This is a genomic window from Maribellus mangrovi, from assembly GCF_037646455.1.
Classification (GTDB): domain Bacteria; phylum Bacteroidota; class Bacteroidia; order Bacteroidales; family Prolixibacteraceae; genus Draconibacterium; species Draconibacterium mangrovi_A.
On record NZ_JBBIXN010000002.1, the window covers coordinates 520,984 to 543,190 of the forward strand.

Below are 22,207 nucleotides of genomic sequence, written 5' to 3' on the forward strand. Positions count from 1 at the left end.
ACCTACTGATAGGATTCTAAAACCGATTATTCTATAGTATTTTTATAGACTCTACCGTCCTTCATAATCAGCACAAAGTTTTTACCCGGATCTCCAACCAATTCCAGGTTTTCAAGAGGATTGCCATCAACTATGATCAAGTCGGCATAAGCTCCTTCTTTCACTACTCCAAGTGGTCCTTCCTGGTAAGGGTGGCGTGGGCCGCTCAATTCTAAAAACCGGGCATTTTCTGATGTGGCTTTTCTTAGCGTTTCGTAAGGAGTAAACCATTCGCCCAGACGAACCAGGTAATCGCTTTGCTGGTGTGCTTTTGATGCATCAAGTAACTGGTCAGTTCCAAAAGCGAGGTTAACGCCTACTTCTTTAGCCATTGGATACAGGGCAGCAACAGCATCGGTTACCTGCTTGTATTTGGCTGCGCTTATGGGATTGGCCCAAACCATATCTTCCGGTTTCATGGGTTGAGGACTCAGCCAGGCTCCTTTTTCTTTCATCAATTCCAACGTTTCTCTTGATGCAAAAAATCCGTGTTCAATACTCATTACACCAGCCTCTACAGAGGCACGAACTCCCCGGTCGGTCATTACATGCGATGCCAGGTAAGTGTTGTAGTTCGTAGCTTCTTCTACTGCTGCTTTCACTTCATCCATCGAATATTCACTAACATCCAGTGGATCATACAAAGAAGACACTCCACCACCGGTACAGATTTTAATTTGTGTAGCACCGTATTTTAAAATGTCCCTGGTACGAAGCCGAACCTCATCAACCCCGTCAGAAGTCATGGCCATCATATTCTGTTCCCAATAGTTCAGGAAACGTTTATCTCTTGGAGTTTCAGTCGGAACTTTGTAATGGTCGGCATGACCGGCAGTCGGACTCATAAAAGGACCTGATGGAAGAATACGATGACCCGGATATTGTCCCGAATCGATCAACTTTTTAATAGCAAAGCAGTTTCCGCCCATGTCTCTTACAGTAGTAAATCCACGTAATAGTGTTTCTTCTGCTGCAGTCATACTAAGAATAGCCACTTCGGGCATATCTCCCTGGTTCATTAAAAGAATAGTAGCAGGCGTAGACGCGTAGGTAGTATGCCAGTGGGCATCAATCAGGCCCGGAATTAATGTACGGCCACCTCCATCAATAACTTTTACGGTAACCTCTTTCTTTACATCCTTTTCGGGTTCGTAAACCATTACGGTCTGATCGCCGGATACGGAAAAATCATTGGCATGAGCTCCTTGTTGTACTTTTAATCCACCGGTTTTTACATCAATTTCGTAGGAACTTGCAATTTGGATATTCTTGTCGATCTTTTTGATCAGGTTTTTCACCACAAGAACATCGTAGCCTTCCAGTAATTTCTCGTTTTCACCATCGAAGATGTTGACGTTTTTAATTAGAACTACATTATCGTCTACTTGACCAGAGGTCCCTGATTGTGCTTTAACAAGTGATGAACCAATTATCAAGCAAGCAATTAGAATAAATACTGTTTTTTTCATTGTTGGGTAATTAAAGTTTATAATGTCGATTATTATTATTTCTGCAGTATTTGGCAGTCTTGAGATACTAAAAAAACGAATTTAATGGACTCATAATCATTCGATTAATAAAAGTTACAAAAATTCAGATCGCAAATCAATAAATAAACAAATGTTTTATTCCCATGTGATTAAACCTATTATGACAATATCCTATTTTCACAGAATTATTGCTTTTCGTTCTACAAATCTCCGAATAAGATGGATGCACAGTTTTACTTATTGTTCCGAATATTTAACCTATTGTTCCGATCGGATTTTTCCCCGGTAATTGTGTGGACTGAAGCCTGTTTCTGTTCTGAATATTCGTGAAAAATAAGGTAGGCTGTCGACACCTACCTCTATTGCAATTTGCGTAATGTTCAGGTTGGTTTCCAGCAAAAGCTGACAGGCTTTTTGTATTCTAACAAACTTTATATAATGAGAAGTTGAACGCCCGGTTATTGATTTCATTTTGATGTGTAATTGAGTTCGGCTCATAAAGCTTATTTTACACAACATTCGAACACCAAATCCCTCTGCTTTCATATTTTCCAGTATGATTTGGCGTATTCGTACAATAAATTCATCATCATGTTTAACAGTACGAATTTCGTTGGATGATTTGTTTTTTTGATTCGTCAATTCAATATGGTTTTGACGATCGCATAAAATTGCTTCGAAACATAATTACAGTATCTTGTTGTTAGATCATAAAGATTAATCGACCTGTAAATATACAAGATGCGATATGTCAGGGGTTTAACCTATTGTTCCATTTGCTTAACCTATTGTTCTAAATGGTATTTTTCGCGGTATTTGTTCGGAGATAGGCCGGTATGTTCTGTAAAAATTCTTGAAAAATACGGCAGACTTTCAATACCAACTTCCAGCGAAACCTGGCTGATATTTAAATCCGATTCCCGCAGAAGTTGACAGGCTTTTTCCAGGCGAATCAAACGAATAAAATGAGAAGTAGACTTATTGGTGAGCGATTTGAGCTTATTGTGAAGCTGGGTGCGACTCATAAAAAGTATTTTACAGAGCTCAGGAACTCCGAAGTTGTCCTGGTCCATGTTTTCGAGTATTGCTTCACGAACACGAATTACAAATTCGTCTTCCTGTTGAATGGCAACATCCTCGCTGGGCTCCAGATTTTCGGTGTTCGCGTAGCGCTGTTGTAATTGAATGCGCAACTGTAGCAGATTTTGAAGCTGAACCTCCAATTCTTTTTCATTAAACGGCTTCGCCAAATAGGCATCTGCTCCACGTTGTAAACCAAGAATCCGTGAATCGATATCGGCTTTTGCCGTTAACAGAACAATTGGAATGTGACTGGTTTTAATATCTGTTTTTAAGCTGTTGCAAAGCGTAAATCCATCCACTTTGGGCATCATAACATCGCTCAGAATAATATCCGGAACATGTTCAAGAGCCATGTCGATCCCTTCCTGACCATCGACGGCATATAACAACTTATATTTTTCTTCCAGGCAAGTGGATAAATATTCTGCCACATCCCTATTATCTTCAACAATCAGTAGAGTTGGTAATTCTTCACCATTCACTTTTTCCAGAGCAGTTAGTTCGGAAAGTTCCTCATTCGCGTCAATGAAATCCGGGGTTACGTTCCGGGTATCTTCTGCTAATTCGGCATTTTGGGTAAAAGGAAGTTGCACTTTAAAAGCAGTACCTCTATTCAGTTTGCTTTCAACGCTTATTTCTCCGCCTAAGAGCTTAACCAATTCCTTTACTAAAGCCAAACCAATACCGGTGCCACTTCCCGTTCGGCTTAATTCATCATCCACCTGGTAAAAGCGATCAAAAATATGTGGAAGTTTTTCTTCGGGAATCCCTGTTCCGGTATCGGAGATTGAAATTTGATAAACTGAAGAATTCTCATCTTTTGGGGCTTCAACAATGATTTTCACCTCGCCTGCATCGGGAGTAAACTTAATTGCATTGGTGAGCAAATTCGATACGATGTGAAGTAATTTTTCGGAATCGTAATCCAATACAAGTTCCTCGTATTGCGGTTCGAACTTTAATAACACGCCTCTGTCATCGGCTAAGGAGTGAAAGGATTCTACAATGTTTCGGATAAATGCAACTACATCTCCCTGAATCAAAAGGGCTTCAGCACCAACGTTCTCCAATTTCCTTAGTTCCAGAATCTGGTTAATCAGGCGTAACAATACCTGTGCATTTCGTTGAATTAATTTTTTGATTCTGGTTTGTTCTTTTATTTGCCCTGCCATTCCCAGGATGACAGTAAGCGGAGTACGAAATTCGTGTGAAATATTGGTAAAAAAACGCGATTTGGCCTGGTCGAGTTCCTGGAGTTTTTCAGCTTGGAACTCAATAGTAGCTTTATCTTCCTGAATTTGTATCGTTCGCCGTTCTACCTCCAATTCAAGACGTATTTTCTCCGAAATAATTCTTCTGATCCATATAAAAGCAATCATGAGAACAGTGAATGCACTTAACAAATAAAACCACCAGGTACGATAGAATAAATCGTGCACGTTTATTGGTATTTCCAATGGAGCATCAACCTGAATTGAATGCTCATCAGCACCACGAACCTGAACGATGAATTCTCCGGGAGGCAGGTTGTTGATCGTAACCTGTGATTCTGATCCAAGGTTTATCCATTCAATTGACACATCTTGTTCATTCGATTCGGAAAAAGGGAGTAATCGGTAACTGTAGGTTTGCTGCTGCAGATTTATATAACTTGAAATTGCAAAATCAATGTTTATATAGTTGTGAGCAGCAGGAATTTGAAGAAAATCAGTGCTATTATACGCCCCCTGTCTCACAACATTCTCCTTTTTCTTTTTGTCGTAATATTTTAATCCGGTCAAATAGATTTTATTACTTTTCTTTTTTGAAAATAGTTGAAGGATGTGATTGGGATTCAGAACACTAAGTCCATCATCGCTTCCAAAAGCCATTTTCCCGTCGTATAACTTCAGACAAGAGTTTTCGTTAAACTGGTTGCTGATTAAATCATCTGATTGCTTTAAATAAAACAAGATTTTTCCTTCCGGATTTAATACGGTTATTCCATAAGAAGTGGAAACCCATCTGTTCAAATGATCGTCAGTAAGAATACCGGCAACGGTGTTGTTCGACAATCCGTTGGCAATGGAAATTTGCTTGATGGAATGGCGTGGTTTATCCAATATAAAAATACCTAATGTGCCGCTACCTAACCAAAGTACACTGTCTTTAGCTTCATTAATACAGATAATGTTGGCGTTTTTTAAGTTTTCATCCTGGTTATAGTGCTGTATCTTGCCTCTTTTGAAATCGATCTGCCACAATCCGTTCTGTGCACCAATCCATAAAATACTATCTTCCGGTTGATAAATGTCATTCACTGTTGCCCCAATCGTAAACGGTACATTTTCAGACAGAAAAGGTCGCATCGTTTTTGTTTCGATATTGAAAACATGTAGATTTCCGAGATTTGTAAAGTCTCCGTTATCCTCAAACAAGGCAACTTCTTTATCGCTGATAAAGGCAAACTTCTCAAAAACTATTTCTGTGGGAATATGATCGGTGGTATCTGTAGCCGGATCGTACCATTGCAAACCTGTTCTGTTTTTGAGGTAAAACCGTGCCGACATCCAAATTTTATTGTTTCTTTTTACAACTGAAGAATAATCCTTAGTTTTAATATGATACCCATCTTTTATCAGCCGATAGACCTTGGTCTGCCTTTCGGTATATTCCTCGCTATAGCGGAGTACCTGCAGGTTTGTATTAATCAATACATGTGTGCTGTCTATTTGCAACATGGAAAGTAATTTGTATCCTTTCACGTGCTTTATTGAATTTATTTCCAAATCAGGATTTAAAGTCAACAACTTCATTCCCCTTTCCGTAACTGTCGAGCCAATCTCCTGTTGAAAATCTGCACTAAAAAATTTCCCGTCAAATGCAAAATCGGAATTCCAGGATTGATCAATCATTTTATGAACAAGCGAAGTGTAGTTGAACCAATTGCCTTTCTTATCTATTAATACAGATTGAAGGTTGTTTACTTTTTTGTAATTTACCCAGGGGTCAAAATATCCTGATGCTATTAGAAGGTTGTTCTCTAAATCTTTGGCAAAATAGACGCCGAGAAAGGAATTTTCTCCTCTATCTTTTAGCAATAATGCATCCAGTTGTGTTGCAACACTAAGTTGATGGGAGCTGTTGTTTAAGTTGAAAAAACCATTTTGATACCCCAGGTACAATAGAATTTCATCGTTATTTTTATCAATCAGTTTCCAAACAAATTCTTTATGATGTACATCCAGTACATCTTTATTAACAGGTGGGATGTTCTCAAATTCATTCCAGGCTTTAAAAACTATAGTCTGTTTATTCGTGTTCAGTTTAACCAATCCTTTTCGTTGATGAAAGAACCAGGCCCATTCGCCCTTAACCTCAAAAGGATGTGCCAACGAACCCGGGCTGACCGGCAATATATCATCATCAAAATTCAGTTGGATAGATGCTACGTCCATTTTTGTTTCCTGATAAAGCCGCGTTACGATATAGGTACCATTTTCTTCATCTAAAAGAAGAACAAGAATACCTCCATTTGGATCGGAAGCCATATTCAGCATCTTTAATCCATTTTCAAGCTTGAAGAAGAATTGTTCTCGTGTGTCGGGATGCCAGTAAAACAGGATATTGTTTTGACGATTCGCACCAAAGAGAAATCCATCGGGCGTGAGTCCAAGAAGGTACCAAACCGGGACCATGTTTTCTTCAGTGAGCCAATTTGGTTTTAATTCATAAAAAAGACTCTGTGTACCGTCGTATTCGAAAAATGACAGGCGTAAATCTTTTGCATCTCCGACAGTTGGATTTATCCACATTCTACCTTTCGCGTCAACAAAAACCTGGTCCATGTGGAGCGTGGCAAACCCATCGTTCAGCGTATTCAGCTCTGAAAATTTATCTGACGGAGCTGCTGAAAACGATATGGTATCGTTTCCATGGGTAAAGGTCGGCAAACCCAAAAAAATAATAACTATTATAATAAAATGCTTGATTCTACGCATTTGAAATTTCATAATGGTGTTATACCCGAGTTGAAAAGACTAAAAGTAAAACTAATGTTTTAGAAAAACATTTCAATTCTGTTAAAACTAATGAGTAGAACCGTTTGCATTTCTACTATTTTGGGTTTGATGTTGTGGTATAATTGCATATTTGAAAGAAACTTCCTTTTTAAAGAGAATACGTTAAAATCAAAAAATCATGATAGAATTCCAAAATCGATTTCAAATAGATGATATTTCAAAATGTTCCGTATTGTTGAGATTATGCCTTACAAGCAGGGGGTACTGGCATAAATCCGACAGAATCAAGATTGTCGACAAAGAGCCCATGGCAAATCTATTAATCCCTGCACCAAAGCTGTTTAAACTGTCTAAAACGTTAACAAGGTAAACACGCGTGTCGAACTGCGGTTTTCGATTCCCCACTCTGCCGTATTTTCTGAAAGCAAAAAAAGTATTCTGATCCGTAAACTTAAAAACCGGATAAATTCAGATGGTGAATTAATCTTGACATATGAAACCGAACGAAGCCAACTACGAAACCGTCAAAAAGTTACTGCACTATTTTTCGAACTGATTAAAAAAGCACTTACCCCGGCGAAGCGGCGTATAACAACAAAGCCTACCAAAGCTTCGCGCCTGAAACGAATGGAAAACAAAAAGCAGCAGTCTGAAAAAAAGAGTCGTCGAAAACCTCCGGCATTATAGATAAGGACTTAAATCTTGGGCCTTTATCTATTCTATAGTGATAAAATTTCCCGACTGTTGTATATTTTCTAATTTTGAGCAAATTCTAAAATAACATCAAAAATTTATACAATGAAGAATTGGCTATTACTCGTTGTTCTGGCACTTCCGTTTGTTGGAATGGCGCAAAGCATCGATCAGCAAGATCTGGAAAAGATCCGTTCAGGTTTTGTAAAAGATAATTACTCTGAGGCAATGCAGAATGCCTTATCATCGAACCCGATTACTGACCTGGCATGGAGCCGGGAAAATGAAGGTAGCAACGATCATTATTTTACTTACCGGGTTGATGTGTCGGGAATTACCGACCAAAAAAGTTCGGGACGTTGCTGGTTATTTACCTCACTGAATATTTTTCGTCCGGCAGCCATGCGGCATTTTAATGTATCATCCTTCGAATTTTCGGAGAACTACCTTTATTTCTATGATTTGCTTGAGAAATCGAATTTATTTCTGAATAATATTGTTGCTACTGCCGACCGTGGTTTCGACGATGAAAAAGTACGTTGGTATTTTCAGTCTCCTGTTGACGATGGAGGCCAGTGGATCAATTTTGTAAACCTCGCCAACAAATACGGAATGGTCCCAAGGGAAGCCATGGAAGAAACCTATTCGAGCGAGAACACGGCCTGGATGACCAAATTGCTCAAACGAAAATTGCGCGAACAGGCACTCGAATTGCGCGATATGAAAAACGAAGGCAAAAACGATGAGCAAATAGAGGCCCGGAAGATTGAAATGCTGGGCGTGGTTTATCGTATGTTGGTGCTTAACCTGGGTGAACCACCGGTTATTTTTAAATATCGTTACGAAGACAAAAACGGAATTCTTTCGAAAAACCTTTCGTATACACCACTTTCATTTATGGAAGAAATTATGGGCGAAACTCCGCTGAGCGATTATGTAATGCTGATGAACGATCCTTCGCGCCCTTACTTGAAACACTACGAAGTGGAAAATTACCGCAACGTACAGGAAGGCGAAAACTGGCATTACGTGAACCTTCCGAATGATGTGATCAAGCAATTCTGCATCGAATCGATAAAAAATAACGAGGCGATGTACACATCGTGCGATGTGGGTAAACAATTGCGCCGCGATTTTGGCGTGCTCGACGTGGATAACTTTAACTACGAAGCGGTATACAATGTAACTTTTGGAATGGACAAGAAAGAGCGTATCCAAACCAAAGAAACCGGTTCGAGCCACGGAATGGCCTTAATTGCTGTTGAAGTGGACGAGAACGAAAAACCGCTAAAATGGCAATTCGAAAACAGTTGGGGCGAAAAAGCCGGGGAAAAAGGCTACCTCACTTTCACCGATGACTGGTTCAATGAATACATGTTTCGCATTGTTGTAAATAAAAAATACATCAGCCGGGAGGTTCTCGATATTTATGGAGAGGAGACTGAAATGCTACCACCTTGGGATCCCATGTTTTAAGGTGAAAGAAGGATCCGATCCTTTTGAAGGGATCGGATCCTTACAGCTTCAAATATGTTTTTTGAAATAGTTTTCTTTTCTTTGTTCGCTCAAAATATTTAGCTATAAGCTTGTGCGAAATCTTTTTGAAAAAATCGGGAGCATTATCATCAGGATTGTAGACACGTTCTATTTTTCCTTCCTGCAATTTATTCCGCGCGAGATCTTTCGCTATGCAGCAACCGGTGGCGCCAACACCCTGCTCGATATTATACTTTACTTCATTGTTTATCAGTTTATTCTTAAGGGGCAGATCGTTGATTTGGGATTTGTTGCCATCAGCGGGCACATTGCAGCGTTTCTCTTTGTTTTTCCAATCACATTTTCCACCGGATTTTTTCTGGCAAAATACGTTACATTTACGGCTTCCATATTAAAAGGACGCATCCAGTTGTTCCGTTACCTGCTTTCGGTAGGCGGTTCTATTTTGCTGAATTACGTTTTCCTGAAAATGTTTGTCGAATATTTTGGCTGGTACGCACCACTCTCAAAAGTTATTACCACAATTCTTGTTGTTATATACAGTTATCTCGCTCAACGCTACTTTACCTTTCAAACTGCCCGACAAGAAATCGCCGGATAAAATTTATGGGCTTTGATTTGAACTTTACGCTATTTAGCTATCTTTAATATGCGTATGGAAAATTATCAGCAAAAATATTATCCCACCATTTTAAAGGGCATCCACCTGGTTATTTTGTACATCTTTATTCAAACCCTGGTGGATTTTCCATTGGCACTTATCGATTATTACAAGGATACCGAATACCTGTACAATCCAATAAAAAAAATTGTTCTCGGTGTGGGCTCGGTACTTTTTATTTTAATCTACGGTATTAAAAAATCGAAGGAACCTGTGCTTGATATTTTTCCCTTCAAACTTTTTAATCCACTGATTTTTATCCCGATAATTGCATTTCTGTGGGGTGCACATAATTTTCTCGACCTAGTGAATGAATGGGTCGCAAAAGTGTTACCTCCTCCGCCGTGGTTTTGGGAATTGTTTAACAAGATATTTGAAGGAGATTACGGTTTTACGGGAATTTTCCTAAAAGTGGCAGTGATTGCTCCTGTTGTTGAGGAGTTGATTTTCCGGGGACTGATCTTTAATGGCTTCCGAAAGAATTACAATGGATTTGTTGCGGTTGTTATGTCGGCGCTGCTGTTTTCACTATTCCACCTCAATCCCTGGCAAATGCCGGCAACCTTTGTTCTTGGACTTTTACTTGGCTGGCTGATGTTGCGCACCAACAATATTCTGGCAGCCATCATCGGACATTCAATCAACAATACACTCGTTTTACTGGCCGTTTCTTATTACGACCAAATGCACGAACATCCTATTTACCTCATGGAAAGACCCAAATTGCTTGCGTTTAGCGCCTTTATAATGGGGCTTTCAATTATTCTGATGTATTTTACAAGCATTCCCTGGTTGCGCAGAAATCGAAAAAAATCGTAAGTTTACCGAAAAGTCTCAATTCGCTCCTTCCAAAAAACTATTTTTGAATTTTAAAATTTAAACAAGCCTGCAATGGATTATGTATTGATTGGATTGGGAGTTATTTTTATCATCAGTGGAATACTGGGATGCGTGCTGCCGGTAATTCCCGGGCCTCCTCTAAGTTATATCGGATTACTTCTTTTGCATTTTACCGAACGCTACCAGTTTTCCAGTCGCTTTCTTATTCTCTGGGCCATTGCTACGGTAGTGGTTTACGCACTCGATTACATTATTCCTGCATGGGGAACAAAACGTTTTGGCGGCAGCAAACGTGGGGTTTGGGGCAGTGTTATCGGCTTGGTGATCGGCTTGTTTTTCTTCCCGCCTTTTGGCATAATCATCGGGCCATTTTTGGGTGCGGTAATCGGAGAACTGACTTCAGGAAAAGATCACGGTGTGGCCATAAAATCAGGCTTTGGATCGTTTATAGGATTTTTGCTCGGAACACTTTTAAAATTAATCACCTCGGGATTAATGACCTGGCACTTTTTTAAAGAGTTAATCGTTTAGTAAAGTAAGGATCTTAAATCAGGTTTTATCCGAAAACTTATCCATTAAATTATAGTTTTGTCAAGTGGCGAAAAAGAAAACAAATACAGCGGCTTCCAAACGCAAACCCTCGCATAGCCGTAATAAAAAATCGAAGAAGAAATCAGCTAAATTCCCCGTCTGGCAATGGATATGGAAAAGTGCTGTCGTTTTATTTCTCCTGGGATGCTTGTTTTTTATCCTGGTTTTTCTGGGAGTGCTTGGCCCTGTTCCATCAAAAACTCAACTTCACCAGATAAACAACCCACTGGGTTCTGAAGTGTATTCTTCCGATGGAAAAATCCTTGGACGTTATTATGTAGAGAACCGCAGTTATGCCACCTTCGATGAGATCTCATCAAGTGTAATTCATGCACTAATCGCTACCGAAGATGCCCGATTTTATGAGCACCGTGGTATCGACGAAATTGCACTGGCGCGCGTACTGGTAAAATCAATTATTCTCCGGCAGGACAATTCGGGCGGTGGTAGTACCATCAGCCAGCAAATTGCCAAGAACCTTTTTCCACGGGTAGATTATGGTCCGCTTTCGATGCCGGTAAATAAACTTCGCGAATCGATAATCGCTTACCGCCTCGAACGGATTTACAGCAAAGAAGAGATACTGGCTTTATACCTGAACACTGTTCCTTTTGCCGAAAACACATACGGTATTGAAGTTGCCGCCGAACGCTTTTTCAGTAAGTCACCCAGGAATCTCGATGTTCACGAAGCTGCTGTTTTGGTGGGCATGTTAAAAGCCAATAATTATTACAATCCGCGCACCCATCCCGACCGGGCTCTTGGCCGCAGGAATGTGGTCATCGATCTGATGGAAACACACAACTATTTAAGCACGGAACAGGCAGCTGTTTACAAAGAAAAACCGCTGGGAGTTAAATACCGTCTGATTTCCTACAACCAGGGACCGGCACCTTATTTTCTGGAAATGATTAAACCCGAACTTCTGGAATGGTGCAAGGAAAACAGCAACGAGAAAGGCGACCGTTACAACTTATACACCGATGGTTTAAAAGTTACCACAACACTCGATTATAACCTGCAGGTTTATGCCCAGCAGTCGGTGCGTGAATACATGAAAGACCTGCAAAAGGTATTTGATAACCACTGGAAATACCGCGATCTTTTCAAAGAGAATCCTGAGATCATTAAAAGTGCTGTTCAGAACCAAAATCACAGTGGGAGTTCGTACAGCGAAGAGCTAAAAAAATACAACAAAGAGATCAATACCACGCTTTTTACCTGGAACGGACTGGAAAACAAAGACATTACCAGGCTCGATTCGTTAAAGCATTATTTAAAAATGTTGAATGCAGGCTTTATTGCGCTCGATCCCTATAATGCCAGAGTTAAAGCCTGGGTAGGCGGAATCGATTACCGGTTTTTTAAATACGATCATGTAAAAGCACCGCGTCAAACAGGATCAACCTTTAAGCCATTTGTGTACCTGGCCGCATTGGAAGAGAACATTCCAGCCGATACTTATTTCCCCAACCAGTATAAAGTTTATGAAGAATACAACGACTGGGCACCGCGCAATTCGCACAACGAATACGAAGGATATTACAGCATGAAGGGAGCACTTGCGAAATCGATAAATACCATATCGGTGGATGTGTTGCTTGAAGCAGGCATTGATGAAACCATCGATATCGCCCACGATCTGGGCATTTCAGCTGATTTGCCGGAATATCCGTCGCTGGCCTTGGGTGTTGCCTCTATTTCGTTAAAAGAAATTGTTGAAGCTTATGCAGGCCTTGTAAACGATGGTGTACCGGTTGAAAGCAATTACCTGGTTGAAATAGCCGATAAAAACGGCAATGTATTGCACACCTTTAATCACCGGTTGGAGTACGATCCGGTGGTGTCGTCCGAAAACAGCCGGGCGATTATTAATATGATGGAAGAAGTGGTAAACTCGGGAACAGGCCGAGGCATCCGCACCATTTACAATATTCCGGGTGATTTTGCCGGAAAAACAGGAACCACACAGAACAATTCCGATGGTTGGTTTATCGGATTAACACCCAACCTGGTAACGGGTTGCTGGGTAGGTGCCGACGATCCTCGCGTTCATTTCCGAACCACCACACTTGGTCAGGGAGCCTACATGGCACTTCCAATTGTTGGTAAATTCTTCTATAAAACCTATCGCGATCCCAAATACGCCAGTCTGGCCAATTCGTCCTTTCAAACGCCAAGCGTGCAAATGCTGGCTATGCTTAGTGAACCTGTTTACAGAGATGTTCTGGATATTCAAAAACACGAATTTAATCTTGCTGATATTTTCAGAAGAGATAAACAAGAAAAGCTTGGTGACAGACGCGAAGTAAAAGCCGAAGAAAAAGAAAAAGGTCAGTTTTGGAAGAAGATCAAAAGTATTTTTAAGAAGAAGGAGTAGTAGTGAAGGAAGCAATGAACTCCAGTATCCGGGGTTACTTGAAACGGTCGTCGGAACGGATCTTTTTGATCTCTTTTTCATCCTTTCCTTCCAGCCAGCCGCTTATAGCATCCGGGCGATTATCAAAAGATCGGAAAAATGGCTTTATATCGATTAACGGCGTTTCGTCGAGCATATCGGCTCCTTCGAAATAGATTTTGTTGTCTTCAATTTTTAATACCCGCACAATCGACATCCCAATGGAAGCGGGCCGCTTGGGCGAACGTGTGGCAAAAACACCATGCTCAATTGTATCCATAAATGGTTTAACCTTGAGCTTATAGCCATTTTGACGGTGAAAATAGTACAGTAAAATCACATGCGAAAAGCCGTCAACATCCAATAATCCTTCTGCGTATTTTGGATACAGTTCAGCAGTTCCGTTCTGCATATCGGCTCCAACAGACTGAATGGGCATATTGGAAATTTCGTTGTGAGTGGTCCTTATCTTTCCAATTACGGTAAGATTCACCGTTTCTAAAACTTCTGTCATGCTTTTGGTTTTTGCGGTTTTGAATGATTCGGAAAAGCAAGATCAGCCACCCGAACGCTTTACTTTATATCCGTCGGCTTTTAATATATCAATCAGGCGCTTACTAAAATCGCCCTGAATAAGAATTTCGCCGTTTTTCACAGTGCCACCAACGCCGCATTTGCTTTTTAGCATTTTGCCCAGTTCTTTTAAATCGTCTTCGGCACCAACAAATCCGGTCACTAAAGTCACCGATTTCCCTTTTCGTTGTTTGCGATCGAGCATTACTTTCAGGTTCTGCTGTTGCGGCGGCAACGTAGTTTCCTGTTCCTCATTGTCTTTATCGTACTGATAATCGGGATTGGTTGAGAATACAACCCCAAGTCGGTCTTTCCAATCTTTCGTCATAATTAAAGCCAAATTAATAATACAATTCCGGCAAGGTAAGCTACTACCCAAATAAAAAAAGCAGTTTTAGTATAATTTACTAACGACTTCCCTACCGCGGCATCTATTCCATTGCGCAGGTAATGTAACCAAACCCAGGTAGCATTCACAATAAATAGAAAAAATGAAACGCTGCCGGTCCACACATGTAAAACATCTCCGCCATGTTCTTTTCCCAAAATCATCAGGACAATTGCGGCAGTCTCGAACAATATCCCTAAACTCATGAAAATAAGCACAATATTGCCTACGATTCGAAACCGCTCAAGTGTAACACTTCCAATACCGTACGCTAAAAAAGCGAGCGTCATAATAAAAGCGCCTATTACTGAAATCGGATTCATTTTTGTATTTATTTAGGTATAAACACCAAAACAGGTATAAGTTTCATTTTTGATCAGTTATCAAATTCGAGTTCACCGGAGGTTTTCTGCAAATTCAACAACAGGCTTTTTATTTTTTTGCCTTTTTCTACCTGTATAACGTTATTTTGTGTTTCATGAATTTCGGTCAGTAAAGTGCATTGCACACCAACCGTATGAAGTTCGTCAACATCTGTTATTTCAAAATACGACCAGACTACATCATCTTCCAGTTCCTTGCCAATAAAATTGTATTCCACCGGGTTTCCATTAATTACAAATTGCAATTTTGAGCTGACATATTTATACAGAAATTCATCGGTCTTTGGATTTTCACGTGCTTCGCCCAGAAAAACTTCCTTATGGCCGGCATTCTCGAAACCGAACAGAAGATCATCGGCAAAAGTTTTTAGTGAAATTTCCAGCGCGTGGGTTCCAGGATTAAATTCCATCTGGCAGATACTCAGGTAAAAAGGATGAGCCATCAGCGCACCACTGGTTAGTAAAAAGAAGAATAGTACCGATAAATATTTTTTAATTATTTTCACGCGCCTAATTTACTGTTTACATTGGAGTATTAATACTCAAGTAATTATTAATGCCCAAAATTAAGAAAATTTATGAGTCAGTTTGAAATGTACCTTCGGCTGGGATTTCAGCACATTATCGATGTTCATGGTTACGATCACATTGTTTTTGTGCTTGTTTTATGTGCGGGCTACAGCCTGAATCAAATCCGTAAAGTATTGATTCTTATAACTGCTTTTACTGTTGGACACTCACTCACCCTGGCACTGTCGACACTTAATATTGTAAGTATACCTTCCGATGTTGTGGAGTTCCTGATCCCGGCAACCATCCTCATCACGGCCATTTCCAATGTGCTGCCTTTAAAATCAGGCCGGCAGCAACTGGGTTACATCGTAACCCTGTTTTTTGGGTTGATTCATGGATTAGGATTCTCGAATTACCTGAAAGAGCTGTTGGGACGTGAGGGCAACATTTTTACACCTTTGCTGGCATTCAACCTCGGATTGGAACTTGGACAGATTGTAATTTTGGCCATATACTTCCTGATTTTGCTGATTACGGTCAACTTATTCAAACTCAGACACGATTTCTGGAGGATATACATTTCTGGAGCAGCATTTGGTATCTCGCTAATTTTATTAATTGAGAATAAATTCTGGTAAAAGGAACAATAAGTGGTGAGAATTGTTACTTTAGCAGTCATCAAAATTCCACAAAATATTAAAAAATCGTATCAAATAGAAATGAAAAGAGCTGCAATTTTTATCATTTTATTATTGCCAGGACTTAGCCTGTTTAGCCAGGAAAACTACAACTACAACAAGTTCAAACAGTTAAAAGAAGAACTGGCAACGCCCAATGTATACAGAACAGCGTCGGGGGCTCCCGGGCATGAGTATTACCAGCAAAAAGCCGATTATAAAATAGCGATCAGGCTTGATGATGAAAATCAGCGAATCTTCGGAGATGAGACCATTACTTATTACAACCAGTCGCCGGACGTCCTAAAATACCTTTGGGTTCAACTCGACCAGAACATTCGGGCAAAAAACTCGGACACTTATAAAATCCAAACATCCGAAATGCGTGAGCGGGTCTCGTTTCAGCAGATGCAGCGTATGCAGAATAATTTTGACGGAGGATTTAAACTTGATTACGTAAAAGACAAAAATAACAACGATCTGATTGCCACGGTCAATAAAACCATGATGCGGATTGAATTGCCACAACCTTTGAAATCTGGTGAAAGTTTCACCTTTAAAATCAAATGGTGGTACAACATCAACAACATGGCTGAAGATCGCGGGAGATCGGGTTATGAATATTTCGAAGACGAAAACAATTACATTTACACCATTGCGCAGTTTTATCCGCGAATGGCAGTTTACAACGAAGTTGAAGGATGGCAGCATAAACAGTTCCTCGGAACCGGTGAATTTACGCTAACTTTTGGCGATTTCGAAGTGGCTATAACTGCTCCCGCCGACCATGTGGTTGGAGCAACTGGTGTTCTGCAGAATCCAAAAGATGTACTGAGTAAAAATCAAATTGATCGTGTTGAAAAAGCAAAAGATTCGGATGAACCTGTAGTTATTGTTTCTCAGGATGAAGCGGAGAAAGCTGAAAAAGGCAGATCCAACGAGGAGAAAACATGGATATTTAAAGCCGAGAATGTTCGCGATTTTGCATTTGCCAGTTCAAGAAAATTTATCTGGGATGCTATGGGTGTTAAATTTGGCGACCGAACGGTGCTGGCCATGTCGTATTATCCCAAGGAAGGAAATCCGCTTTGGGGGCAATATTCAACACGCGTAGTTGCACATACCTTAAAAGTGTATTCGAAACATACTTTCGATTATCCTTATCCGGCGGCTATTTCGGTAAGTAACCGCTATGTAGGCGGAATGGAATATCCGATGATCTGCTTTAATGGTGGTCGCCCTCAAGAAGACGGAACGTACAGTGAGCGCTCGAAATATGCGCTGATCGGTGTTATTATCCACGAGGTAGGACACAACTTTTTCCCTATGATCGTGAATTCTGACGAGCGCCAGTGGACCTGGATGGATGAAGGATTGAACACTTTCTGCCAGTTTCTGACCGAACAGGAATGGGAACCCAACTACCCTTCACGTTCAGGAAAACCTTATACCATTGTTCCTTACATGAAAGGCGACAAAAAATTCATCTCGCCCGTCATGACAAACTCCGAATCAGTATGGAACCTCGGCAGCAATGCTTACAGTAAACCCACAGTCGCACTAAATATTTTACGCGAAACAGTTATGGGGCGCGAACTTTTCGATTACGCGTTTAAAGAATACGCCCAGCGCTGGATGTACAAACACCCTACTCCGGCTGATTTCTTCCGCACCATGGAAGACGCTTCGGGTGTTGACCTCGACTGGTTTTGGCATGGTTGGTTTTTTACCACCGACAATTGCGATATTTCGCTCGAAAATGTAACATGGTATCAACCCGATACAAAAAATCCGGAAATAGAAAAACCGCTACAGAAAAAACAGGATAACGAAAAGGTTACCTTAACTGATGTAAGAAACGCCGAACTGGCCGACCAGACCTACCTAGCACAAAACCCGGAAGCTGCTGATTTTTATACCACTTACGACCAATACAAAGTTACCGATAAGGATAAACAAGAATACGACCGCTATCTCGCAACGCTTACCAAAGAAGAAATAAAAATGCTAGGCGGAGACTTGAATTTTTATCAAATCGACTTTAAAAATGTTGGTGGTTTGGTTATGCCGCTTATTATTAAGTTTGAATTTACTGATGGAAGTAATGAGATACAGCGTATTCCTGCTGAAATCTGGCGAAAAAACAACGAAGAAGTGTCGAAGGTTTTCATGTTTAACAAGGAGGTGAAAGAAATTACACTCGATCCATTTTATGAAACTGCCGACACCGACATGGATAATAATTTCTGGCCGCATCGTAAACAACCCAGCCGTTTCGAACTGTACAAATACCGATATGGTCGTGGCCGGTATGGAGGTCAAAATCCAATGCAGGAAGCCAAAAGCGACGATTAAATTTTGACATGCGTGAAAAAAATACATAAGACTGCCACTTTCCGGCAGTCTTTTTTTTGCTTTAATCCGCAGGAACAAATAGCACCGGAATATTGTTATTGAAGCATTAACTTTCAAAAAAAGTAAGGATGAAGAAATGTATTTCCCTGCTCAGTTTTCTGATGATTGTATTAATATCCAACAACTTGTATTCGCAAACTATGGTACCGACTGGCTTAAGAGAAATTGACAGACCTCTGATTGATAATGTATCGGACAACGAATTCAGCAAAGACATACTAAAAGCTCTTGATCCTGGTAAAAGTTTTACATCGCCCGATAAACTGATGAAACTTTTAGGCAATAACAAGGATTTTGTTGGTAACATTCTGGAGGCAGTAAATGGTTCGGGCACAGAAGAAGATAAAATGGCCAAAGTGGATGCCCTGAAAAGCCAACGCAAAGATTTTATTGAACAATTACTTGGCGAAGGTAAAGCCGCTGATTACTACAAACTGGTAAAAGATCAGATTGAACCACTGACAAAGAAATTCAAGCTGGCAAAGCTTTTTTTATAAGTAAGCCACTATTTCTGAATCTTGATTCGGGCATCTACAGCCAGTATTTTCCGGTCATTCCCCAGCAAGGGATTAATATCGATTTCTTTGATTTCGGTGGCATAACGCAGCAACCACGATAAGCGAACGATGCTGTCGGCGTATGAATCGATATTAACGCTGGGTTGCTTCCTGTAACCTTTCAGAATTCGGTACGATTTCAGGCTTTTGATCATTGTCATGGCTTCACCTTTCGATAAAGGAGCCAGTCCCGCAGCTACATCTTTCACTACTTCCACATAAATTCCGCCCATTCCGCACAGCACCACGTGTCCGAATTTTTCCTCGTAAGTCGCTCCAAGAAATAGTTCCGTGCCCGAAGCCATTTGGGCGATCAAAACTCCTTCTGTTCCTTCAATCTCAAAAAGATGATGGAATTCTTTTCGTACCTGGGTTACGCTTCTTACATCAAGTATCACTCCCCCAACCTCGGTTTTATGTACCGGTCCAACCACTTTCATTACCACAGGAAATCCAATATTCATGGCAGCCAGAACTGCTTCCGATTCAGTGCTAGCCACAATTTCCTTTACTCGCGCAATTCCTGCCAAATCAAAAAGCCGATGAATAACCGAGGGGGACTGATAGCCATTTTTGGCCTTCAATATTATTGAGCGTATTTCGTCAATATTTATTGGATATTCCGGCTGATTGTCGAGACTGGGTGGTGGTGTATGAATAACCTTGGTAAGTGCGCGCCCCAATAATACCTCATCCGGGAAGTTGACATGTCCCAGCGAAATAAACCGCGACACTTCTTCTTTTACATTGATCACTGAAGGCAGGATCGGATAAATAGGTTTTTGGCACGTTTCCATTTTAGCCGAAAGTACATCGTACACATCGCGAATCGGGAAAAGTCCGGGGCTGCCATAAATCACGGCCATACCATCCACATCAAAATCATTTTCGCAGGCATCGATTATTACACCAAGTTGCTCTGCCGTTCCTGTGGCTAAAAAGTCGATCGGATTTTCAACCGACGAGCCCGGATACAATTTTTGAAGTAATTCTTTTTTTGCCGGCGAATCGTCAATGGCCGGAATCTTTAAACCTCCATCCTCCAAAGCATCCGTCAGCATCACGCCCGGTCCACCGGCATGTGTTATAATGGCCATTTTTTTACCTTCAAGCGCTTTGCACATAAAAACACCGGCAACAGTGGTTAATTCTTCACGGCCGTAACAACGAACAATTCCGGCCTTTCTGAACAAGGCGTCAACCGCAGCATCCGAACTGGTCAAAGCTCCGGTATGTGACGAAGCCGCCCGGCTGCCTGCCGAAGAACTTCCGGCTTTAATCGCCGCTATTTTGCATCCTTTTTGAATCAGCGACGAAGCGTGATATAACAATTTATCCGGATCATCGATGTTCTCGATATAAAGAAGCTTCACTCGTGAGCTCTCCCCTTCCACATAGTTTTCATCGAGGAATGCCAACACGTCTTCAACGCCCGTTTGAGCACTGTTGCCTACTGAAAAAACGTTGGCAAAACGCAATCCTTTGGGAATTCCTGATTCGATAATAAAAACAGCTGTTGCCCCCGATCCGGAAATAAAATCGCAGCCATCAGGCGTTAATTCAGGTACAGGCGTGGTGAACACGCTGGCATGCCTCGGTGTCATAACGCCAATGCAGTTGGGACCAATTAAACAGCCATCGTGTTTGTCTACCACTTCCTTCAACTGCTCTTCCAGTTTTTTCCCTTCAACACTGGTTTCAGAAAAACCGGCCGAAATAATGATAAAAGCTTTGGTATCGTTCTGTTCGGAGAGCGAAATAATTACATCCACACAAAATTTGGCAGGAATAGCAAGAACAGCCAGATCAACCGCTGGCAATTCTTCAACCGTTGCAAACGATGGGATTCCCTGCACCTGATCTTCTTTCGGATTTAAGGCATAAAGTTGCCCCTTAAAATTGTGGTCGATCAGGTTCTTAACAATCTTTCCTCCAGGCTTGTGAATGTTATTCGACGCACCAACAACAACTATACTTTTTGGATTGAGCAACTGTTCGTTGATCATGTTTTAAGCTTTTGGTTATAAAAGTAGAGAAATCGCAGCTAACGTTTCCTGATTTTTTTCCATATCAGTAAGGTCGCTATCACGAAATCTTTATTTTTGTTGAGAAAGCATTTTCTACAGCTTTTGTTCTGAACAAGGAAGTGCTGTTTTATCAATTTACTACACAAAACAGAAGCGGTGTAGCAAACAAAATATCAGATGATCTATTTTAAAAGTTTTATTTACCGTTTATTGATAGTCGTACTTGTGGGAATAATAATTTTTCTGGGATATTGGGCTATTTTTGGTACAGTTCCGCGAATGGCTGTGCTGATTATAACCATTTCGGCGCTAGTTTTATCTCCACGTTTCGAAGTCATTGATACCCGTTCGGGTCAGAAGTTACAGATGAAGGGTTTTCCTGTAATTCTCAAGGAAACCTGGCAGGCCTGGACCAAAAAGTAAAAACAAAAAGCCGGAGCGATTAAGCTTTTACCGCAATGGAAAAGATCCAGGAGCAAAAAATTATTGTGTATACAACCTTAAGCGAAGGCGACGATGTCCTGATTCAACACGGCATAAAACTCGCCTATATTTTCAAGAAAGAACTTTGCCTGGTTTTTAATCGCCCCTCAAAACAAAGAATTGCTGGTTCTAAAGAACAGCTTTATCAATATGCCCAAAAGATAAAAGAAGAACTGCCGGCATTACAGGTGTCCACACTACTCCTCTCCGAAAAAAAAGTGGCGCTGCCCGATTTACTGGCCGAAAATCACGAAGGAATTCTGATTGTTGCCAACGCCCTCAAATTTAAAGCCTATTCTTCGTCGCTGGCTGAAAGCCCGATTCCCTTTATTTTTGTTCATCCTCAATCAGAAATCACCGATTACAACCGGCTTGTTCAACCCATGGATCTCCGCAAAGAAAACAGCGACGGTAGTCTGTGGTGTTCGTATTTCGGACGTTACAATAAGGCCGAAGTTGTAATGGTGGCCGCCAACGATAAATCGAAAGAAGGAAAACAGAATGTAGCTAAAAATGTAATGCTCAGCCGCAAGCTTTACGATAAATTCAACATCCGTCATTCCGTTTACAAAGGAAGCAAATCAAGTTTCAGAAATTCGTTTGAAGTACTGGAACACGCTCTTGCATCCGATTGTAATCTTTTTGTTCTACTCGGCAGCTCAAGCATCACTCCGTTGGACTACCTGGTTGGTTTGCCCGAGCGAAAAATCATCAGCAAAGCCGGAAAACTTCCTGTAATGGTCATTAATCCACGCCGTGACAATTATATTTTATGTGATTGATTTATTGGAATGCAGTTGCTTTGTCGCAGCAATTTCCCTCAAATACTTTGTCTGATTGAAGAACTGCAAAATTGTAAATTTGCCGGTTGCCCTTTGCAAATTGCATACCGCAAACT

The 22,207-nt window shown here is 40.8% G+C and carries 18 protein-coding genes; 10 read left to right on the forward strand and 8 right to left on the reverse strand.

What is annotated here, in order from left to right:
- Positions 1 to 26: 26 nt before the first annotated feature.
- From WFY05_RS10235 to WFY05_RS10245, 3 genes are all read right to left on the reverse strand, one after another.
- Positions 27 to 1,508 (reverse strand): metal-dependent hydrolase family protein, encoded by a 1,482-nt coding sequence (locus WFY05_RS10235; protein ID WP_340112738.1) that lies wholly within the window; start codon positions 1,506 to 1,508, stop codon positions 27 to 29.
- A 279-nt stretch (positions 1,509 to 1,787) separates the two neighbouring features.
- Complete coding sequence (locus tag WFY05_RS10240; RefSeq protein WP_340112739.1) at positions 1,788 to 2,171, reverse strand: helix-turn-helix domain-containing protein; 384 nt, start codon at positions 2,169 to 2,171, stop codon at positions 1,788 to 1,790.
- Positions 2,172 to 2,314: 143 nt separating this feature from the next.
- Complete coding sequence (locus tag WFY05_RS10245) at positions 2,315 to 6,592, reverse strand: hybrid sensor histidine kinase/response regulator transcription factor (protein ID WP_340112740.1); 4,278 nt, start codon at positions 6,590 to 6,592, stop codon at positions 2,315 to 2,317.
- Between the two features lie 819 nt (positions 6,593 to 7,411).
- Between WFY05_RS10245 and WFY05_RS10250 the strand changes: the two genes are divergently transcribed.
- The 5 genes from WFY05_RS10250 (at position 7,412) to WFY05_RS10270 (ending at position 13,275) form a co-directional block, all read left to right on the forward strand.
- Complete coding sequence (locus WFY05_RS10250) at positions 7,412 to 8,782, forward strand: C1 family peptidase (RefSeq protein ID WP_340112741.1); 1,371 nt, start codon at positions 7,412 to 7,414, stop codon at positions 8,780 to 8,782.
- 112 nt (positions 8,783 to 8,894) lie between these two features.
- A complete protein-coding gene (locus tag WFY05_RS10255) occupies positions 8,895 to 9,404 on the forward strand; it encodes a GtrA family protein (protein ID WP_340112742.1) in 510 nt (169 codons plus the stop codon).
- 54 nt (positions 9,405 to 9,458) lie between these two features.
- On the forward strand, positions 9,459 to 10,283 hold the full coding sequence (locus tag WFY05_RS10260) for a CPBP family intramembrane glutamic endopeptidase (RefSeq protein WP_340112743.1): 825 nt from the start codon (positions 9,459 to 9,461) through the stop codon (positions 10,281 to 10,283).
- A gap of 72 nt (positions 10,284 to 10,355) precedes the next feature.
- Positions 10,356 to 10,835, forward strand: coding sequence for a DUF456 domain-containing protein (locus WFY05_RS10265; RefSeq protein WP_340112744.1), 480 nt, complete (start codon positions 10,356 to 10,358; stop codon positions 10,833 to 10,835).
- Between the two features lie 64 nt (positions 10,836 to 10,899).
- Entirely contained in the window at positions 10,900 to 13,275 is a 2,376-nt protein-coding gene (locus WFY05_RS10270; protein ID WP_340112745.1) for a penicillin-binding protein 1A, read from the forward strand.
- Between the two features lie 34 nt (positions 13,276 to 13,309).
- Here the strand turns inward: WFY05_RS10270 and tsaA are convergent, their stop codons facing one another.
- From tsaA to WFY05_RS10290, 4 genes are read right to left on the reverse strand one after another with little or no spacing between them, the layout of a single operon-like run.
- Complete coding sequence (tsaA, locus tag WFY05_RS10275; RefSeq protein WP_340112746.1) at positions 13,310 to 13,807, reverse strand: tRNA (N6-threonylcarbamoyladenosine(37)-N6)-methyltransferase TrmO; 498 nt, start codon at positions 13,805 to 13,807, stop codon at positions 13,310 to 13,312.
- 42 nt (positions 13,808 to 13,849) lie between these two features.
- Positions 13,850 to 14,194, reverse strand: a complete 345-nt coding sequence (locus WFY05_RS10280) for a translation initiation factor (protein WP_340112747.1) — start codon at positions 14,192 to 14,194, stop codon at positions 13,850 to 13,852.
- Between the two features lie 2 nt (positions 14,195 to 14,196).
- Positions 14,197 to 14,577: a hypothetical protein gene (locus WFY05_RS10285; protein WP_340112748.1), complete on the reverse strand. Its 381-nt coding sequence runs from the start codon at positions 14,575 to 14,577 to the stop codon at positions 14,197 to 14,199.
- A 53-nt stretch (positions 14,578 to 14,630) separates the two neighbouring features.
- The gene (locus WFY05_RS10290; protein ID WP_340112749.1) at positions 14,631 to 15,143 is read right to left on the reverse strand and encodes a DUF6702 family protein; all 513 of its coding nucleotides are present in this window, start codon (positions 15,141 to 15,143) and stop codon (positions 14,631 to 14,633) included.
- A gap of 72 nt (positions 15,144 to 15,215) precedes the next feature.
- Between WFY05_RS10290 and WFY05_RS10295 the strand changes: the two genes are divergently transcribed.
- The 3 genes from WFY05_RS10295 (at position 15,216) to WFY05_RS10305 (ending at position 18,739) form a co-directional block, all read left to right on the forward strand.
- The gene (locus WFY05_RS10295; RefSeq protein WP_340112750.1) at positions 15,216 to 15,788 is read left to right on the forward strand and encodes a HupE/UreJ family protein; all 573 of its coding nucleotides are present in this window, start codon (positions 15,216 to 15,218) and stop codon (positions 15,786 to 15,788) included.
- An 81-nt stretch (positions 15,789 to 15,869) separates the two neighbouring features.
- Complete coding sequence (locus WFY05_RS10300; protein ID WP_340112751.1) at positions 15,870 to 18,182, forward strand: M1 family metallopeptidase; 2,313 nt, start codon at positions 15,870 to 15,872, stop codon at positions 18,180 to 18,182.
- Positions 18,183 to 18,310: 128 nt separating this feature from the next.
- Entirely contained in the window at positions 18,311 to 18,739 is a 429-nt protein-coding gene (locus tag WFY05_RS10305) for a hypothetical protein (RefSeq protein ID WP_340112752.1), read from the forward strand.
- 8 nt (positions 18,740 to 18,747) lie between these two features.
- Here the strand turns inward: WFY05_RS10305 and WFY05_RS10310 are convergent, their stop codons facing one another.
- Positions 18,748 to 20,805, reverse strand: coding sequence for an acetate--CoA ligase family protein (locus tag WFY05_RS10310; RefSeq protein WP_340112753.1), 2,058 nt, complete (start codon positions 20,803 to 20,805; stop codon positions 18,748 to 18,750).
- Positions 20,806 to 21,003: 198 nt separating this feature from the next.
- Between WFY05_RS10310 and WFY05_RS10315 the strand changes: the two genes are divergently transcribed.
- Both WFY05_RS10315 and WFY05_RS10320 read left to right on the forward strand, forming a co-directional pair.
- Entirely contained in the window at positions 21,004 to 21,249 is a 246-nt protein-coding gene (locus WFY05_RS10315) for a hypothetical protein (protein ID WP_340112754.1), read from the forward strand.
- 35 nt (positions 21,250 to 21,284) lie between these two features.
- The gene (locus tag WFY05_RS10320; protein WP_340112755.1) at positions 21,285 to 22,091 is read left to right on the forward strand and encodes a hypothetical protein; all 807 of its coding nucleotides are present in this window, start codon (positions 21,285 to 21,287) and stop codon (positions 22,089 to 22,091) included.
- Positions 22,092 to 22,207 lie beyond the last annotated feature (116 nt).

What these genes read in the sequence shown, in the direction of transcription:
- WFY05_RS10235 (WP_340112738.1), bottom strand. Translation starts at nt 1,508, where the DNA reads ATGAAAAAAACAGTATTTATTCTAATTGCTTGCTTGATAATTGGTTCA.
- WFY05_RS10245 (WP_340112740.1), bottom strand. Translation starts at nt 6,592, where the DNA reads ATGCGTAGAATCAAGCATTTTATTATAATAGTTATTATTTTTTTGGGT.
- WFY05_RS10250 (WP_340112741.1), top strand. Translation starts at nt 7,412, where the DNA reads ATGAAGAATTGGCTATTACTCGTTGTTCTGGCACTTCCGTTTGTTGGA.
- WFY05_RS10260 (WP_340112743.1), top strand. Translation starts at nt 9,459, where the DNA reads ATGGAAAATTATCAGCAAAAATATTATCCCACCATTTTAAAGGGCATC.
- WFY05_RS10265 (WP_340112744.1), top strand. Translation starts at nt 10,356, where the DNA reads ATGGATTATGTATTGATTGGATTGGGAGTTATTTTTATCATCAGTGGA.
- tsaA (WP_340112746.1), bottom strand. Translation starts at nt 13,807, where the DNA reads ATGACAGAAGTTTTAGAAACGGTGAATCTTACCGTAATTGGAAAGATA.
- WFY05_RS10280 (WP_340112747.1), bottom strand. Translation starts at nt 14,194, where the DNA reads ATGACGAAAGATTGGAAAGACCGACTTGGGGTTGTATTCTCAACCAAT.
- WFY05_RS10285 (WP_340112748.1), bottom strand. Translation starts at nt 14,577, where the DNA reads ATGAATCCGATTTCAGTAATAGGCGCTTTTATTATGACGCTCGCTTTT.
- WFY05_RS10295 (WP_340112750.1), top strand. Translation starts at nt 15,216, where the DNA reads ATGAGTCAGTTTGAAATGTACCTTCGGCTGGGATTTCAGCACATTATC.
- WFY05_RS10300 (WP_340112751.1), top strand. Translation starts at nt 15,870, where the DNA reads ATGAAAAGAGCTGCAATTTTTATCATTTTATTATTGCCAGGACTTAGC.
- WFY05_RS10305 (WP_340112752.1), top strand. Translation starts at nt 18,311, where the DNA reads ATGAAGAAATGTATTTCCCTGCTCAGTTTTCTGATGATTGTATTAATA.
- WFY05_RS10310 (WP_340112753.1), bottom strand. Translation starts at nt 20,805, where the DNA reads ATGATCAACGAACAGTTGCTCAATCCAAAAAGTATAGTTGTTGTTGGT.
- WFY05_RS10315 (WP_340112754.1), top strand. Translation starts at nt 21,004, where the DNA reads ATGATCTATTTTAAAAGTTTTATTTACCGTTTATTGATAGTCGTACTT.
- WFY05_RS10320 (WP_340112755.1), top strand. Translation starts at nt 21,285, where the DNA reads ATGGAAAAGATCCAGGAGCAAAAAATTATTGTGTATACAACCTTAAGC.